The organism is Thiomicrorhabdus sp. 6S3-12 (assembly GCF_017571475.1).
Taxonomy (GTDB): Bacteria; Pseudomonadota; Gammaproteobacteria; order Thiomicrospirales; family Thiomicrospiraceae; genus Thiomicrorhabdus.
In genome coordinates this window covers 352,283-369,050 of the sequence record NZ_JAGETW010000001.1, presented here as the reverse complement: position 1 = coordinate 369,050, position 16,768 = coordinate 352,283, and the positions used below count along the sequence as shown (strand labels likewise).

Annotated in this window: 20 protein-coding genes; 17 read left to right on the top strand and 3 right to left on the bottom strand. The window is 49.8% G+C overall.

The genetic code is table 11. The annotated features are described in order from the left end of the window. Window positions 1–45: 45 nt before the first annotated feature. The 4 genes from J3999_RS01770 (at window position 46) to J3999_RS01755 (ending at window position 1,461) form a co-directional block, all read left to right on the top strand. The gene (locus J3999_RS01770) at window positions 46–354 is read left to right on the top strand and encodes a BMC domain-containing protein (protein ID WP_275284715.1); all 309 of its coding nucleotides are present in this window, start codon (window positions 46–48) and stop codon (window positions 352–354) included. Window positions 355–425: 71 nt separating this feature from the next. Next, a complete protein-coding gene (locus tag J3999_RS01765; protein ID WP_208126274.1) occupies window positions 426–974 on the top strand; it encodes a bacterioferritin in 549 nt (182 codons plus the stop codon). Then, window positions 971–1,249: a 4a-hydroxytetrahydrobiopterin dehydratase gene (locus tag J3999_RS01760; RefSeq protein WP_208126273.1), complete on the top strand. Its 279-nt coding sequence runs from the start codon at window positions 971–973 to the stop codon at window positions 1,247–1,249. Before J3999_RS01765 ends, J3999_RS01760 begins: the two co-directional genes overlap by 4 nt. After that, window positions 1,246–1,461 (top strand): hypothetical protein, encoded by a 216-nt coding sequence (locus tag J3999_RS01755; RefSeq protein WP_208126272.1) that lies wholly within the window; start codon window positions 1,246–1,248, stop codon window positions 1,459–1,461. Before J3999_RS01760 ends, J3999_RS01755 begins: the two co-directional genes overlap by 4 nt. On the opposite strand, the gene J3999_RS01750 is transcribed toward J3999_RS01755, so the two are convergent. After that, on the bottom strand, window positions 1,458–1,721 hold the full coding sequence (locus J3999_RS01750; protein ID WP_208126271.1) for a hypothetical protein: 264 nt from the start codon (window positions 1,719–1,721) through the stop codon (window positions 1,458–1,460). The two genes, J3999_RS01755 and J3999_RS01750, sit on opposite strands and share 4 nt — an antisense overlap. 148 nt (window positions 1,722–1,869) lie before the next feature. Between J3999_RS01750 and J3999_RS01745 the strand changes: the two genes are divergently transcribed. The 6 genes from J3999_RS01745 (at window position 1,870) to J3999_RS01720 (ending at window position 8,849) form a co-directional block, all read left to right on the top strand. After that, on the top strand, window positions 1,870–2,277 hold the full coding sequence (locus J3999_RS01745; protein WP_208126270.1) for a hypothetical protein: 408 nt from the start codon (window positions 1,870–1,872) through the stop codon (window positions 2,275–2,277). Window positions 2,278–2,281: 4 nt separating this feature from the next. Then, window positions 2,282–2,896, top strand: coding sequence for an RdgB/HAM1 family non-canonical purine NTP pyrophosphatase (gene rdgB / locus J3999_RS01740; protein ID WP_208126269.1), 615 nt, complete (start codon window positions 2,282–2,284; stop codon window positions 2,894–2,896). Then, window positions 2,893–3,519 (top strand): BMC domain-containing protein, encoded by a 627-nt coding sequence (locus tag J3999_RS01735; RefSeq protein WP_208126268.1) that lies wholly within the window; start codon window positions 2,893–2,895, stop codon window positions 3,517–3,519. The genes rdgB and J3999_RS01735 overlap by 4 nt, the downstream gene beginning before the upstream one ends. Before the next feature lie 12 nt (window positions 3,520–3,531). Then, window positions 3,532–4,500 carry a LysR family transcriptional regulator gene (locus J3999_RS01730; RefSeq protein WP_208126267.1) on the top strand — a complete coding sequence of 323 codons (969 nt, stop codon included), beginning with the start codon at window positions 3,532–3,534 and terminating at the stop codon, window positions 4,498–4,500. A 336-nt stretch (window positions 4,501–4,836) separates the two neighbouring features. After that, complete coding sequence (locus tag J3999_RS01725; protein ID WP_208126266.1) at window positions 4,837–6,393, top strand: NADH-quinone oxidoreductase subunit L; 1,557 nt, start codon at window positions 4,837–4,839, stop codon at window positions 6,391–6,393. Further along, on the top strand, window positions 6,393–8,849 hold the full coding sequence (locus J3999_RS01720) for a YbcC family protein (protein ID WP_208126265.1): 2,457 nt from the start codon (window positions 6,393–6,395) through the stop codon (window positions 8,847–8,849). Before J3999_RS01725 ends, J3999_RS01720 begins: the two co-directional genes overlap by 1 nt. 239 nt (window positions 8,850–9,088) lie before the next feature. Here the strand turns inward: J3999_RS01720 and J3999_RS01715 are convergent, their stop codons facing one another. After that, entirely contained in the window at window positions 9,089–9,637 is a 549-nt protein-coding gene (locus J3999_RS01715; RefSeq protein WP_208126264.1) for an SgcJ/EcaC family oxidoreductase, read from the bottom strand. Between the two features lie 52 nt (window positions 9,638–9,689). Next, on the bottom strand, window positions 9,690–10,994 hold the full coding sequence (locus J3999_RS01710) for a SulP family inorganic anion transporter (RefSeq protein WP_208126263.1): 1,305 nt from the start codon (window positions 10,992–10,994) through the stop codon (window positions 9,690–9,692). Window positions 10,995–11,488: 494 nt separating this feature from the next. Here J3999_RS01710 and J3999_RS01705 point away from each other — a divergent pair, with 494 nt between their 5' ends. From J3999_RS01705 to speE, 7 genes are all read left to right on the top strand, one after another. Then, window positions 11,489–11,791, top strand: a complete 303-nt coding sequence (locus tag J3999_RS01705) for a hypothetical protein (RefSeq protein WP_208126262.1) — start codon at window positions 11,489–11,491, stop codon at window positions 11,789–11,791. A 72-nt stretch (window positions 11,792–11,863) separates the two neighbouring features. Then, window positions 11,864–12,496: a ParA family partition ATPase gene (parA, locus tag J3999_RS01700; protein ID WP_208126261.1), complete on the top strand. Its 633-nt coding sequence runs from the start codon at window positions 11,864–11,866 to the stop codon at window positions 12,494–12,496. After that, the gene (locus J3999_RS01695; RefSeq protein ID WP_208126260.1) at window positions 12,493–12,726 is read left to right on the top strand and encodes a hypothetical protein; all 234 of its coding nucleotides are present in this window, start codon (window positions 12,493–12,495) and stop codon (window positions 12,724–12,726) included. Before parA ends, J3999_RS01695 begins: the two co-directional genes overlap by 4 nt. Window positions 12,727–12,925: 199 nt before the next feature. Continuing rightward, window positions 12,926–13,726 (top strand): indole-3-glycerol phosphate synthase TrpC, encoded by an 801-nt coding sequence (trpC, locus tag J3999_RS01690; protein WP_208126259.1) that lies wholly within the window; start codon window positions 12,926–12,928, stop codon window positions 13,724–13,726. A 352-nt stretch (window positions 13,727–14,078) separates the two neighbouring features. After that, window positions 14,079–14,951, top strand: a complete 873-nt coding sequence (locus J3999_RS01685) for an HDOD domain-containing protein (RefSeq protein WP_208126258.1) — start codon at window positions 14,079–14,081, stop codon at window positions 14,949–14,951. Between the two features lie 363 nt (window positions 14,952–15,314). Then, on the top strand, window positions 15,315–15,815 hold the full coding sequence (speD, locus tag J3999_RS01680) for an adenosylmethionine decarboxylase (protein ID WP_208126257.1): 501 nt from the start codon (window positions 15,315–15,317) through the stop codon (window positions 15,813–15,815). Window positions 15,816–15,836: 21 nt separating this feature from the next. Then, window positions 15,837–16,688: a polyamine aminopropyltransferase gene (gene speE, locus J3999_RS01675; protein ID WP_173286322.1), complete on the top strand. Its 852-nt coding sequence runs from the start codon at window positions 15,837–15,839 to the stop codon at window positions 16,686–16,688. Window positions 16,689–16,768: the final 80 nt, after the last annotated feature.

Here is a 16,768-nt window from a genome sequence, read left to right as displayed (position 1 = left end):
TTGGCGCGATTAACTCAAGTATTAAAGATTCCTTAAAGGAGAAACATTATGAGTGAATACGGTATTGCCCTAGGCATGATTGAAACACGCGGTCTGGTTCCAGCGATTGAAGCGGCCGATGCGATGACTAAAGCAGCAGAAGTACGTCTGGTATCTCGCGAGTTCGTCGGAGGCGGTTACGTTACGGTTATGGTTCGCGGCGAGACAGGTGCGGTTAACGCAGCGGTTCGTGCCGGTGCAGATGCTTGTGAACGCGTTGGTGACGGTCTGGTTGCTGCGCACATCATTGCACGTCCGCACAAAGAAGTTGAGCCGGTTCTGACAATCGGTAACTCAGGCGCTGACCGCAGCTAAGCAGCTGAGCTGAACGGACTCATCGGGCTAAATTACGGTTTAGCCCTCATTTAAGAAGTTAGGAGGGAGACATGCATTATTCTTCTAGAATGCCGGGCAGTGTGATGCCGGGACTAGGCGCTCACCCTCAAGTACCACAGGCTCAGACGGTTTCTGTAAACAGTCAGATTCTTGGTTATCTTGGACGCGCTTTGAGTCTTGAATTCTCCGCCGGTCAGCACTATCTCGCACAGGCTTCGTTGGCAAAATTCCGCCAAGAAATCTCTTTTGCGGAAGGTTTTGTCACCTTGGCAAATGAAGAGTTCCAGCACGCCAATCTGATCACTGATCGAATGGTTGCGCAGGGAGCTTTGCCGGCAGGGAGCGTTTTACGTCCTGCCGGTCCAGCGACTAATATCGCTGAAGCTTTAAGAAGTTGTGAAGAGCGCGAAGTCGCTCTGATTCAGCTTTACTCTGAAGCTTCGCAGTATTGCGCCAATTTTGGCGCTCATGAAGATCATGCACTTTTTAGCCGATTACTGGAAGAAGAGCATACACAGTTGATGAGAGTACAGTCTTGGTTGGAAGAGTACTTCCACAATATGACACAGGCTTATCAGCCAACTAGGAGCTTTGTATGAATGAACGATGGAAACTGAAACAGAAACCCGCGAGCATGGAAGCACGTTTTGAATTTGACAACTTTGAAAAACTGCGCAGTTTTTTGGATGAACTTGCAGAACAGGCGGATCAACTCGAACATCACCCGAATATCAGTTTCGGGAGAGAGCACGTCTCGGTGATTATCTACTCACAGGCCGATGAGCTTGACGATGTGGATTTTGCCTTGGCAAAAGGGATTGATGACGGTTTCCATCGTGTCACCGGTAGTCTTATCGAAGGAGCACAGGCATGAGCACTGAACAGAATTCAAAAACGCCTGCGACGCAAAGCACTGCGAACAAGGCGAGTGCGAGTAAGACGACAACCGCAACCCGGAAGCCGTCAACGGCTCGAAAGCCGACTTCTGCCGCCACTTCAGCTGCAAGCAGCAAAGCGGATACGGCATCACAGCATATTGCTGATCAGATCAAAGTCATGCCCCGAAACAGAGTTTGGCCTGATTAAGCGATATACCCCGCCCGTTTTTCGGGTGGATTAACCGGATGGTCTTTGTCTGGGAACGTCAAATAGGTTTTGACCTCTTTAACGGGTTTTTGGTTGACTGATCCAAGGTCTGCTTTGCAGGCAACCTCCAAAAGCTTACCTCTAACTGATTTGACGATTCCGCTTGGGGTAGTGCCGGTTCTACCCCTTTTTCCCACCTCATACAGCGCGCCAGCTTCTTGATTGAAGAGGCATCCGTTTATCCCTGAATTTTTATTCATTGACTCGGGTCTATGCACTGGAGAGGAATCTTCAATTTTTATAATTGTAAAGAATTCAATAGGATAGATTTCGCGAACTGAAGAGTCGCTACCTTAGTTAAACATAGACAACTGTTTATAGACAGTATTAACGAAAGTAGGATCTGGTATGAAGTGGATAGAAGATAATTACGATGGGGAAATGTGGAGTTTTAATTCGAGTGTTGATCGAGCGACAGCTTCGTCAATGACTCAGGCGGATGATCTGCCGCCTTCCAGACCCGGAGATATGATTCAGATTCTTGCCAACCGCCTGATGGAGGGCAAGATCTCGGTGGCTTTGAAAAAACTCGGATTGGGTTCGTTTACCGTTTGCGACGTGCACGGAGATCCCGGCCCGGAGTTCGAAGCGATCAAAAAGCAAGGCTCGGGCAGAAGCATTATGTTTATGCTCAATGTGAATCAGAAAGAACAACTGACGCTGAAACAGAAAATGAAACAGATTTCCGATGACGATTTTCCGGTGATGATGTTTTCAGCCAAAGAGCAGTTGGTGGTACCGAACGGACGCGGGTAGGTGAATGATTGTTTTAGCAACCGGTAATCCGTACAAGGTCGCTGAAATTGAGCCGCTATTAAAACAGGCCGGTTTCAGAGTCAAACTTCAAACCGACTTTTTCAAGGAAGAAGTTGAAGAAGACGGTTTGAGTTTTGTCGAAAACGCGCTTAAGAAGGCACGTTTCGCCAGCCGCATGACCGGTCTTCCCGCTCTGGCAGACGATTCCGGACTTGAGGTTGACGCACTGGGCGGAAAGCCGGGAATTTATTCGGCACGCTATGCGGCCGGCGCCAACGATGCAAGCGCTAAAAGCAGCGACGAAGAGAATTTACAAAAAGTATTGGCGGATTTGGGCCAGCGCCCTTATTCGCAGCGCCAGGCACGCTATTGCTGCGTGGCGGTATATGTTGAACATGCCGAAGATCCGATGCCGGTTATCGGTATCGGACAGTGGCACGGCGAAATTTTAATGGAAAGAAGAACCGGTCAAGGGATCGGTTACGACGATATTATGTGGATCCCCAAATTAGTAAAAACGGTCTCCGAGATTCCGTTTGACGTGAAAAACAAGATAAGCCACCGTGCACAAGCCGTACTCTCCGTAATGGAGCAGTTGGGAAAGAGGACTGAGCAATGATTGAATTGAGAACCTATGTGTTTTTGGATTCTCTGCAGCCGCAGCTCGCCTCTTATATGGCGACGGCTTCTATGGGATTCCTGCCGATTCCGGGCGACTCCTGTCTGTGGGTTGAAGTCGCTCCCGGAATGGCGGTGCATCGTCTGTCGGACATTGCACTTAAGGCTTCGAATGTCCGTCTGGCCCAGCAGATTGTTGAAAGGGCCTACGGATCGACGGTAATCCACCACCGTGATCAGAGCGATGTTCTCGAGAGCGGAAAGCACATGCTTAAGCATCTTAATACGCATGAGTATGACCGTCAGCAGTGTGTGGTGATGTGGAGCGAAGTGATCAGAGGGGTCACTGCAGACCATGCGACCCTGATCAACCGCGACAACCGCAAGGGCTCGATGATTTTGCCGGGGCAAAGTATGTTCATTATGGAGACAGAACCAGCCGGCTATATTATCTATGCGGCGAACGAGGCGGAAAAGGCGGCCAATGTGACTCTGGTCGAGGCGCGCGCGGTCGGGGCTTACGGTCGACTGCTGATGTGCGGTAAGGAAGAAGATATTAATGAAGCGGCAAGAGCGGCGAATGAAGCTCTGTCTAAACTAACGTGCCGCGGGCATGCGAAATAAAGGGTTTTTACTATGAACGACAATCTTCCGGTACAGAAAAACTTTTTAATCAGGCATGCGACTTTACGCCAGATTCAGGTCTTTGAATCGGTTGCACGTAATTTGAGTTTTACCCGTGCGGCCGAAGAGCTGCATTTGACCCAGCCGACGGTTTCAGCGCAGGTAAAAAGTCTGGCTGAGGCCATCGATATGCCTCTGTACGAACTGATCGGGCGAAATATCTATCTGACCGAGGTCGGCGAACAGGTTGCCTGCAGCTGTCGCGAGGTAATAAACCATTTCTCGAACCTGGAGATTATGCTGGATGATTTTCGCGGCATGAAGCGAGGGCAGCTGCGTGTCGCGGTTATCTCGACGGCGAAGTACTTTATTCCGATCGCGCTGGGTAAATTCTGTAAGAAATATCCCGATATCGATCTTGATCTGACGATCTGTAATCGCGAAACCCTGCACAAGCGTATCGATCACAATATGGATGATCTGTATATTCTCGGGCAGATTCCGCATAACAGCCAGGACCTGGAAGTCTTGCCGTTTGCACCGAATCCGCTGGTCATTATCGCTAACCGCAATAATGCGCTGGTCGGTAAAAAGGTCAGCCTGAAACGTTTGGCGAAAGAGCCGTTCATTATGCGTGAAGAGGGCTCGGGGATTCGTCGGGCGATTGAGAAAGTCTTCGCGGAAAAAGAGTTGGTGGTGAATGAACGCCTGACGCTGAATACGAACGAAGCGATCAAGCATTGCGTGGTCGGAGAATTGGGCGTCGCCTGCGTTTCGCGACATGCCCTTTATCTTGAGGATCGTGAAGGTCCGGTTGTCGAACTGGACGTTGAAGGCTTCCCGATTCAGAAACAGTGGAATATCGTTTATCCGTCCGGAAAGGAACTTTCGCTACTGGCTTCGGAATTCCTCGAGTTTCTGCAGGAAGAGGGCCGTAACTATATTCAGCTCGAACAGGAAGCCATGAGCCGGGTTTTGTAATCCGGCGCTGCGCACAAACGATCAGAATTCATCCTTTGGGTACCGGTCCAGACGGCGGATCGCGTACCTTTTTTTAAATTATCCGACGGCCAAGAAGCATTCCTGAATAAGGTGCTGATCTGCTCGGAGAACCTTCCCTGTCCGCCTTCTTTAGGCGTCCAAACCCGCACCAGGCAATCATTTTATAGAGTCTATGGGTTGCATTCGATTTCCCAATTTTTCATCAATAACGACTTCTTTTAATATTGAAATCAAATTTATGTCCGGCCGATTTGCGTGTCGGAAATTCACATGACATTCGTGTCATAAACCAATTTCAACTGAAAGGAGTTCGCTATGAGCATGCAGTGGATTGGCACCTTAATGCCATGGTTTATCCCGTTAAGTTTATTTGTGGCGGCGATCACCAATGAGCGAAGAGCAAGCTGGAGTCTGGCCAGAGGCGTTACCCTTGTCGGCTTTATGCTGGCGGTGTTTCTGGGAATCGCCATCTCGTTTGACTGGATCTCGCTCAGCGACGATCGCCGCTGGACCGTAGCGTCCGATGCGAGTCTGATCGTGTTAGGTCTGGTGACGTTTATCGGTTTCATCAATATCGGTTATTCGCGCAGCTACATGTCCGGAAATTCCGAAGACGAGAAGCGCTATCTGCGCTGGCTGCTGGTGACCTTGGGCAGCGTGGCGATCGTTATTACCACCAACCATATGCTGGTTCTGGCGTCCGGCTGGCTGGCGATCACTCTGAGCCTGCATCGACTGCTGATCTTCTACCCGAACCGTCAGAGAGCGGTGCTGGCCGCTTATAAGAAATATATCTTCGCGCGCATTGCCGAGGCATGTCTGCTGGGTGCCGTGTTGATTCTGTATTACGAGCACAATACCTGGTTCATCAGCGAGATTTACGGCAATGTTCAGGCATCGGATGTTTTGAGTAACTGGGACAAGTTTGCCGCGCTCCTGTTGGCGTTAGCCGCTTTGATTAAATGCGCGCAACTGCCGTTGCACGGCTGGTTGATTCAGGTTGTTGAAGCGCCAACACCGGTTTCCGCGCTGCTGCACGCCGGGATTATCAACCTTGGCGGTTACTTGCTGATTATCTTTGCGCCGCTGATTGTCATGTCTGATGTCGCTCAGTGGATGCTGCTGATTGTTGGTGGGGTCACTACGGTACTGGCTGCTTTGGTGATGATGACCCGTGCGTCGGTCAAGGTACGTCTGGCCTGGTCAACCATGTCGCAGATGGGCTTGATGATGGTCGAGTGCGCTCTGGGCTTATTTGAATTGGCGCTGCTGCACTTGATTGCGCACTCTTGCTACAAGGCCTACGCCTTCCTCAACTCCGGTTCCGAGGTGGAAGCGAGCATGAAACGCCGTTTGGCACAGTCGGAAACCCCAAAGGTCAAAGACTGGGCGATTGCCGGATTGGTTTCAATCGGCTTGGTTGGCGGTCTGGCTGTCGCGATGCAGGTTCCGGAGCCTTATAGCCCGTGGTTACTGTTTGCCATTGCTCTAACGTTGTTGATCGCCGAGCGTCGCGGTCGCAGTTGGACGGCCGGTTTGCCGGAAATTATCGGTCTGGCGGCATTCCTGTTGATCGTCTACAGCATTCAGAAATCGAGCTTGAGTTTCTTTGTCGAAAATCTGCCGACCAGTGTCGGCTGGGCCGGAGATCTATGGATCGCTTTCCTATTGATGCTGTTCATGGCGGGATACATTCTGTTGCGCTACTTCCAGCATCTACCGTGGATGGCGAAAGTTCGCCGCGCATTCTACGCCGGTTTTTATCTCGATGAGTTGGTAACGCGTTTGAATTTGCGTATTTACCCGACTCGTTTGCCGGTGCGTTTTAAGCCTAAAAAGTTACAGGTTCCTAAAGAGGAGTTATATCACTAATGACAGCGATGAATAAATCGCCGACCTCTTATGGGGAGGCACAAGCCCGCCCGTTGATTCCGGATTTATCAGCAGGGCAGAGGGAAAAGCTTAAATCTGCGTGCAGCAAAATTGCGCCGACCTGGCCGTTGGACGAGTTAGTGGCGGTAAACCCTTGGTGGGAGATGCGAGAGCAGCACTTTACCGAAGTTTCCGCTAAATTGACCGCCTTGAGTCAGGCGCAGTGCTTGATGCCGAAATCTTACTTTCAAGAGGTGTGGATGGAGATGGTCTCTCCGCAGCACTTGAAGCAGGCGATCGAAGAGTCCGGTGCAGACTATACGATTGAAAATCTCGAACGTTTTCTGATTGAAGACGACGAGCATACGCATTGGCACAATATCAGTGACTTTGTTGACAGCGGCCGTGATCGGAAATACAAGATGGCGTGGCGTGACGAGATTACTCATCAGATCAGCCAGTTCTGCGCCGACTTTTTCCGTTATCGCGAGCACACGGCGTCCTATGCCGAGACCTATCAAGGGCTGTACAGCGAATGGCTGGCGACGACGCGTCAGGACAAAGGGATTGAGATTCTGATGGCCGAAGACGGTCTGACCGAGCAGTTTATGAGTCTTCCGGATACGGCGGAAGAGCTTGTGGCCGAAGCGCTGACGGTGTTGCGTGTGACCGACGAAAGTCTTGAAGATTATGCGCACGCCCTGTTGCTGGATATTAACGGCTGGGCATCCTGGGTTGCCTATCTGCGTTGGCAGGATCGTCTCGACGGTGTGGAAAACAATCTGATGCTCGATCTACTGGCGATCCGTATCGCCTGGGAACGCGTACTTTGGCGGCACCAGAAATTTCACGATCGTTCCGTATTTAATGAACTGAAAGTGATGTGGCGTCATCAGATGAATATTCTGCCGGAATTGATCGAGACGCATAAAGCGGCGCAGGCAAAAGGCTGGATCTGGCAGAGAGCGGCGGAAATAGCCTATCAATCGGCACTGCATCAACAGTTGGAGCAGGCGGATCAGCAGAACGCTCAAAAACAGCAAGCCCAGCCGAAACTGCAGGCGGCTTTCTGTATCGATGTGCGTTCCGAGGTGATTCGTCGTGCTCTGGAAGCGCAGGACCCGCGCATTGAAACGATCGGGTTTGCCGGTTTCTTCGGTCTGCCGATCGCTTATCAACCAGTGGGGACTGAAGAACTGCGCTCGCAGTTGCCGGCATTGTTGAAACCGCAATTGCAGGTTAAGGCGATCTTGTCGCAAGAGACCGATCAAGGCACTAAAAAATCGCTTAATAAAAAAGCGCGCTGGATTGAGTGGGGGAATGCGCCACCGGCAACTTTCAGTATGGTTGAAGCGACCGGGTTGCTGTATGCCTTTAAGATGCTGCGTAACAGCTTCTTCCCGCAGGAGCATGAACACCCGATCAACCATCTGCCGACTGCGGACGCCTATGAGCTGTCATCCGATAACTCGCCTTTGAGTCTGGATGATAAGGTTAATCTGGCGGCCGGTATCTTGCACGGTCTGGGGCTGGATCAGAATCTGGCGGAAACCGTTATGCTGGTCGGCCACGGCAGTAGCAGTTGTAATAACCCGCACGCGGCAAGTTATGACTGTGGTGCCTGTGGCGGACAGACCGGTGAAATCAATGTGCGGGTGTTGAGCTTCCTGCTGAATGACCCGGAATTGCGTACAGGACTTAAAGAAAAGGGCATACAGATTCCTGAGAATACGCGTTTTGTGGCGGCCATGCACAACACCACCACCGATGCCTTTACCTTCTACGGCCCAGAAGAGCTGGACGAGGAAATGAAAGGCTGGTTTGTCCGTGCTTCGGAACTGTCGATGCAGGAACGTGCCATGAATCTGGGGTTAGACCATCTGCAGGGTGAGGCGGTGTATGAATCGATTCGCCGCCGTGCCAAAGACTGGTCGCAGGTTCGCCCGGAATGGGGCCTGTCCGGCAACGCCTCCTTTATCGTTGCGCCGCGTAAGCGCAGCCGCGGGCAAAACTTCCAAGGGCGGGCATTCCTGCACGATTATGACTGGCAGAAAGACGATGATGTCTCCTTGCTGACCCAGATCATGACCGCGCCGATGGTTGTGACCAACTGGATCAATCTGCAGTATTACGCCTCCGTGTGCGATAACTATGTGTACGGCAGCGGTAACAAGGTGTTGCACAATGTCGTTGACGGCTCGATCGGTGTCTTTGAGGGCAACGGCGGCGACCTGCGTATCGGTTTGCCGTTGCAGTCGCTGCATAACGGTAATAACTGGATGCATGAACCTCTGCGTCTGAGCGTCTATATCGACGCGCCGCGCGATTTTATCGAACAAGTCGTCGGCGAACACGAAGTGGTGCGTCAGTTGATTGATAACGAATGGCTATACTGCTTCCGCTGGGATCGAGACGGCACTATCGAACGTTATCTCAATCAAAGCTGGCATAACTAAAAAACCGTTAAAAGCGATTCAATCCGTTTTGATTCGCAAGCCGGTAATTGACCTCCTTCTGGAGGTCTTTTTTTGTCCAGTATTTGTCCGAGTAGATGTCAGCCGGGCAGGAGACAAAACGGCTTTTCGGTTTTGCTGTCGGCTATCGAGTATGAGAGGGTGGAAGAGTTGATAAAGGGGCGCCAGATGCCCGAGGAAGGAAGTTGGAAAGGCCTCTGACGCGATTCCTTGTTCGGAGATTACTTCTCCGGCATCATTGATGAGTGGTGATGGCTGATTTTCCAGAGACCGTCGCGGTATTCGTATACAAAGGTGTAACGCGCCGGAACCATTGTCTGCTCACCGTTTTTAGTGACTTTGAATTCATAGATACCGGCATCGGTCAGCTTGTTGCAGCCCTGTTTCAGATTCCGTGAAACAATCGTACCGAACGGTTTCGACTGCAGAAAATGCCGGAAGTAATCTTCGATCTCTGCGTGATTGACGCGCGGTACATTTGAGACGGTCGGCAGCAGAATGGCATCTTCCCAATAGAGCTGCGCCACTGTCTGCGGGTCGCCGCTCTGCAGGGAGTTATTCCACAGATTAAACAGTTCCTGGGCCAGTTTTTCCGAAGAGGGCGCACAGCTACACGACTCATTGGCGACAGGGGTGTCGATCGGTGCGTGTAAATCCCGCTGGGTCACACGGCGACCCTCTTGAGTGCGTTGAAAGCCGCTGACGCTGACATTTCGGCCGGTATCCCATTCGATGCCGACAGTCCCGCTGATTGGGTAACGATTGCTCATACAGATAGTTCCTTGTTAATTATTCAATCGCCCGGTAAAGGCGATTATTAATTCAGTTAAGCTCTTGTTCGTCTTTTTTAAATTTCTTGAAATAGCGACGGATAATGCGTCCATTCGGCTCGCAGTTGACCCTTTTAAAGATCACGTAATAGATAATCGCGTGGACCGCGAGGGTAATAATCAAGCCTTCGAAGATTCCGACTTTGAAGACCAAAATGGCGCACAGAGTGGCGAGCAACATGGCATAGGGGCCGTGGTGGGCGATATGCAGAATGCCCAGCGCCATTTTGATGCCGACAAACGACATGATGATGGCGAGCGCGAAATACGGCAGGTTGTGCAGATACTCCTGATTAAAGAGTAAAAAGCTGATCAGTAAACCGATGACCAGAACCGACAGTTTGGTATAGGCGCCGGCCAGACGGTTGGTAGACGATTTTGCCAGGCCGTCGAGATTGGTCATGCCGCCAAAGAAGGAAGAACCCATATTGGCGACCCAGATTGAGAGCAGGGAGTTGTTCGAATTACATGGCCGCTTCAACGGGTCGATTTTTTCAATCGCCGCATTACTCATGACCTGTTCGATGACATCGACCACGGCCAGCATTAAGGCAAAGAAAATGGCATACAGCCACATCCATGCGCTGTCAAATGACGGCACCGGGAAGCCGATATTGAAGTCGATATCTTCGATGTGCAGCATTTTCACTTCAATGAACAGTGCGGAAACAATACCGAAAAGGATCAGCGAGAAATACGGCAGCGCCGGTTTGCTGTCCTTAAAGTGCTGAAACAGTCCAAAGAAAATAATCGCGCCTATCACGGACAGCGCGACGACGTTAATCCGCTCTTCGGTCCAGAAAACGTCTGTTGCCGCGGCAACCGGCAGCATCCACAGGAAAGGCAGGAATTTCAAAGCGATCTTTAAGCCGATTCCCGCCAGCAGGCCTTCAACCAGATAGCCCGGCACCGCCATCAGCAGATAGCGTTGCCAGTTAAATTTCCAGATGATCGCCTGAAAAGCGGCGGTCAAGAAGACAATGAAAGCCATATTTTCGATGCCGAAAGTGGCGACGCCCATCGCGAGGATTGGCGCCAGTCCGGCGGCGATACCGGGGGCGCCGATGAAGTTGCCCGGACGGAACCAGGCGAACAGGAAGCCGATAAACGAAGCGAAAGCGACAGTCGCCAGACCGACCTGGATCGGGTAGTCGGACATCAAAGCGATTCCGATCGACAGCGGAATCGCCATAGTGGCGGTAATGACGCCCGCCTGAATATCTCTTAATGCATACTCTTTTCTAAAAGCCGCGGAGCCGGAATCAGATACCGAAGTTTTTATCGTTTCGTTTGCCATGGTTGCTTGTGTGCCTTAGTCGTTTTGTTCAGTCATCGGTAATGACTTTTCGGAAAAGTCGCCGCTAAGAAGGACAACGGTTCTACGTTCGATTTGCCGCAGCCGTTGAAAAATTCAAATTTTCGGCGAGGCTCGCTGCGGTTGTGCTCGTTCAAATGAAGAGGTTGTTCAGCGAAGTTATCTTAGAGAGAGGGCGATGAGATTAATAATTGATGATCCCACTGCAACCTATAGACGATATCAATAGGTCTCTGTTGCCGCGGTTTTTTCGTGATTTAGCGCCCTTTTGAGGGGGGTGGGAGGCAAAAGCATAGATTGGGGTCTTTGGTAGTGATTTGTATTATCGATAGTTTCAATCTATAGCGTTGCTAGAATCAGCTGAAAGAAGTGTGCAAATAAGGCAACATCGTTGAGAAGGGGTAAGCCGATTTCGCTTATTTGCATTTTCCGTTATTTTCGATAACCAATGTGAGAACACATTACTGGAAGGAATTGTGATTCAAACTTACGAGCAACTGCATCAGTTAATTGCGACACAATTGCAAAATTACCCGGCGCAAGATGATACTTCGGCCGCGCTTTCCTTTGAAAGCGAAGAAAACGGTTCCTGTACGGTCAGTAACAAAAGCAACGGGATTAAGTTCAAGTTTATGCTGGCAAAGTTCGGCGACGAGTACAAAGTGGGCTTTGCCATGTTTGAAGGCTATCAGCCGCAGCCGGTATGGATCGACGATATCCTGAGTTCGAATTTTGATGAGAATTTTGTGGATACCTTGATCAACGAGCATTTAGTGTAAGTCGAAGTTTAAGTCGAATCTTGCGGAGCGCCCGCTACAGCGTGCTCCGAAAATAAATTATCTGGAAGGACTATGGCGGCACGTATTTTTTCGATTGCAAATCAAAAAGGCGGAACAGGTAAAACGACTCTGAGTATGAATCTGGCAGCGGGTTTGGCCCGGCAGGGACGCGCTCTGCTGATTGATGCCGATCCTCAGGGATCCGCTTCTTTGTGGAGCGGTCTTTCCTCGGACAGTAAGCCGTTTCCGGTTTCGGTGATTTCGGTGGGTGGGCATTTAAAGCGTGAAGTCGAACGCTTTGCCCGGGATTACGATTTTATTGTGATTGATTGCCCTCCGACGCTGGAAACCGGCGTAATGCAGGCGGCTATGGATATTTCCGAAGCGGCGCTGATTCCGGTTCTGCCTTCCCCGGTGGATTTATGGGCCAGCATTCGCATTGTCGAAGTGCTCGAACAGGCACGAATTCGTAATCGGACTCTTAAACCTTATATTGTCGTGAACCAGTTAGAACCCCGCAGTGCTTTGTCGAAAGCGATGCAACAGGCGCTGGAGGAGTTCGACATTCCGGCTTTAGAGAACGGACTTCGCCGCCGTGCCGTTTATCGTAATTCCGCAATGGAAGGCTTAAGCGTCTATTGCATTGGAAAACGTGGCCAAACGGCGGTTGAAGAGATTGAAGGAATTATTCAGGAGGTATTATGACCACAGAAAAAAGTACAAGCACCAGCACACCGTCACCGAATACGACTCCGGCGAAAACTCGGGCTAAGACCAGCGCGTCCAAACTGGCCAGTAGTGTCCGACGGGCCAAAACCACTCAGGCGGCGAAAACGGCAGAGGATAAAGTGCCGCAGGAAACAGGCACGAAATCTTCCGTTTCCAAGGAAGAGACGATTCAACGTATGCCTTCGAGTCGCGTCTGGCCGGATTGAGTCGATTTTATCGCTAGAGGTTTTCAACCTAAGCCGCGTTTGCCAGGACGCGGCTTTTTTGTGCCAATCGATTTCATAAACAGGACGTTCGGCCACTTCTTCAAGTGCATGAATTCACGGTTTAAAAACAGTGCACCTCGGTGTCTCAAGAGGGCAAATCTGATAAACTAGCGCGCAAATACAGAAATAGGGTTGAAAGATGAGTACGCCAACGATTTTGAAAAAAATTATTTTCCGTAAGATGGAAGAGATTCAGGAAGGCTGCGATAAGATTCCGTTGCGCGAGATGAAGCAAAAAGCGCTGATGATGACTACCAGTCCGACCAAAGGTTTTGCCGATGCTTTGCAGGCCAAACTGGATGAAGGGAAGTCGGCGGTGATCGCGGAAATCAAAAAAGCGTCGCCATCCAAAGGCGTATTGCGCGACCCGTTTGATCCGGTCGAAATTGCCAAAAGCTATGAAGCAAACGGTGCGGCTTGTCTGTCGGTACTGACCGATCGCGATTTCTTTCAGGGTTCCAACGAGTATTTGCAGCAGGTTCGTGCTGCGGTCGATCTGCCAATTATCCGTAAAGATTTCATTATCGATGATTATCAGGTGTATGAAGCACGTGTAATCGGAGCCGATTGTATTCTGTTGATTGCTGCGGCGATCGGCGATGCGCAGATGTATGAGCTGACTGAGACGGCGTTGCAGCTGGGGCTTGATGTTTTGATCGAAGTGCATAACGAAGAAGAGCTGGATCGCGCTCTGCGTCTGCCTTTGCCGATGATTGGCATTAATAACCGGGATCTGCATTCCTTTGATGTCAGTCTGCAAACGACTTTGAATATGCTCGATAAAATTCCGGATGACCGTATTGTGGTCACCGAGTCCGGTATTCATTCTCCGGAAGATGTCGCTTTAATGCGCGAGCATCATGTCAATACTTTCCTGGTCGGCGAAGCTTTTATGCGCGCCGAAAATCCGGGCGAGAAGCTGGCCGAGCTTTTCAAATAAGGTTCCTTTCCTGTGTGCGTCGTCCCCTCTTCGGCGGCGCATCTGTACAAAATTTTTCAGCATTTCACCATAGCGGAACGCCCCGTCGTACTTAAAACATTTTCTTAATCTCCCGGAATTTTATCTTCCAAGCGATTCGAGTTGCTGTAGAAAGAATGCACGCTTTGCCGAAGTAGTTTCGCGTGTCGGGTGAGATGGGTTTTATGCCATAAAAGGAATGGGAAAAGCCAAAAATCTAGTTGATTTCGTTTGTTTTGGATAAAGGGATATTGTTTACTAATAATTACATTTAATGAGTGACTGTAAATAATTCCTTATAATGAATGGGCTTTTTATCGAGGAGCAAAACGTATTGAACCCATCTCTTCAGGACAAAATTCAGATTGCCAAGGCGATTCTGGCGCAGCAGTCGCTGCCGTCGGTTCCTCAGGAGGTGTTGCTTCTCAAAGAAGAGTTCGATAAACCGTATCCCAACAGCGTTACGATCGCCAATCTTATCAGCCGAAATCCCGAATACCTCTCCAGCTTTCTGAAAATTGCCAACGCTTGTGTCGCCGAAGAAAAGGGCGCGATTCAGGATGCCAAAGCGGCCGTGAATCTCATCGGACTGGACGATGTTTTTAACCTTTTTGTTTCCACACTTTTTGCCCGTTTGCTGAGTTCTTCAGCGGAAGAAGAAAAGATTCTTAACGAGTGTATGAAAATCGGCATTGTTGCCGCCGAACTGTCCTACTGGGTGTACGGCGTGTCGCGTTCGGAGGCCTATATGCTCGGTTTGTTGCAGAATACCGGATATATTTTCATGCGCCGTCACGATCCCGACGGCTATGATGGAATGATTAACAGTCTCCGTATCAATCCCGTTTCCCAGTTTCTCAAAGAAGATCAGCGATATAACACGAATCATGCGGTTTTCAGCAGTATTCTGGGCAGTAAATGGAATATGCCGGACAAGGTCGTCAAGTCGGTGCTGTTTCATCATGATCCGGACTTTGAGCGCAAGCTGTCGGCCAACAAAAAAGTTTGCGATCTGGCTGCTTTGGGCGTGGTTTCAAGTTATCTGGTCAGCGGTAGCGATAATGCGCAATACATTACTCAGGAGCTTAAGGATTACGGTTATCTGGGCAAGCAGTATCTGAAACTTCCCGATACGGCAATTGCCTCGGCCTGCGCCGCCTTGAAGAAATGGGGCAATTCCGCCACCTTTGTAACCGCAAGTCATTGAAAACGACATTGTACGACGGCTTTTTTCGGCAATGGAATTCCTAAGTTAAATCAATTGGTTGATGCATTTTTTCGACGCTTTTTATTTCGCTTTAGAAAAAGAAAAAATCTGCTTGCATATTTTCCAAAAAGAAGAATAATACCCACTTCCTTTTTCACACAGAAACCTTCGTGTGACTCCCTCCGAGTTGAAGGCAACAGAAAGAAAAATGGTTAACACCTCACGTAATGCTTTTGCAAAATGGATAAGCGAAGCGGCGTGGCTGGGGTTTGGCAAACTAGCCTTTGTTTGTCGGACTAATAATTAATCATTCATCCGTTACTTCCCTTTTTTAGCGGGTGTTTTAATAAAGGTACTCCTAGAATGCCGCATTCAGAAAATATTCTGGTCACCAGTAATGACCATTTTGAAGTCGTTGAAAAAACTACGATTATCGACGATACCTGGCCAACCCACGATCAAGCGGTTGAAGATCAGACATTGGATCACTTCATCTGCCGTGACGGTAAAGTCTTTGCCGGAACTCATCTGATTATCGACCTTTGGGGCGCAAGCAACCTGGATAATCTTCAAGTGATGGAAAGCGCGCTGCGTGAAGCGGTGGAAAAAGCCAAAGCGACTCTGTTGCATATTCACCTGCATCACTTTACGCCGAACGGCGGAATTTCCGGTGTTGCAGTGCTTGCCGAATCGCACATTTCGGTTCACTCATGGCCGGAGCGCAACTATGCGGCTTTCGACGTCTTTATGTGCGGCGATTCCGAGCCGGAAAAAGCGATTGAAGTGTTGCAGGCGGCATTTACGCCGAGCGACGTTAAAGTCGATACCATTCTGCGCGGCGAAGTCGAGAACGCGAAACAGTAAGGCAAGCAAAAGGACAGTCTAATGAGTCAGCAAACTTATCTGGAAACACTTTATCCGACCTGGGGACAGAGCTTTGTGATGAATGAAGTTCTGTTTGAAGTTAATACCGGTCACCAGCACCTGATTATTTTCAAAAATGAGCAGTGGGGCACGGTGATGGCGTTGGATGGCGTGATCCAGACAACGGAAAAAGACGAGTTTGTTTACCATGAGATGATGGTGCATGTGCCGATGATGGCGCATGGCAATGCCAAGAAAGTACTGATTATCGGCGGCGGCGACGGTGGAATTCTGCGTGAAGTGCTTAAACACGAAAACGTGGATTCGGTAACTCAGGTGGAAATTGACCAGCAGGTTATCGATATGTGTGTGAAATATCTGCCGAACCACTCGGCGGGCGCCTACGATAATCCGAAAGCCAATATTGTTATTGCCGACGGTGTCGATTTCGTCAACGAGTGTACGGAAAAATTCGACGTGATTATTTCCGATTCGACGGATCCTATGGGGCCTGGTGAAGTGCTTTTCACCTCGCGTTTCTATCAGGGAATCAAAAACTGTCTGAACGACGGCGGTGTCTTTGTAGCCCAGAACGGCGTAAGTTTTATGCAGACCGACGAAGTGTCAACGACACATAAACGTCTGTCTCCATTGTTTGCGCAAGCGAGTTTTTATTCCGGTGCTGTACCGACCTATGTCGGAGGTATTATGACCTTTGCATGGGCAACCGATAACTTAGCGCTTAAAGAGGTTTCTCTGGAAACTCTGCAGCAGCGTTTTAAGCAGTCCGGAATCAAAACGCGCTTCTATACTCCTGAAGTGCATAAGGGCGCATTCGCACTGCCTCAATATGTGCTGGATGCCATTGCTTAAGCTGCTAATTTTTAAATAAATTGCAGTTAATTTTGAGCCACAGTAACACTAAACCGCCTTTCAAACGGCGGTTTTGAGCC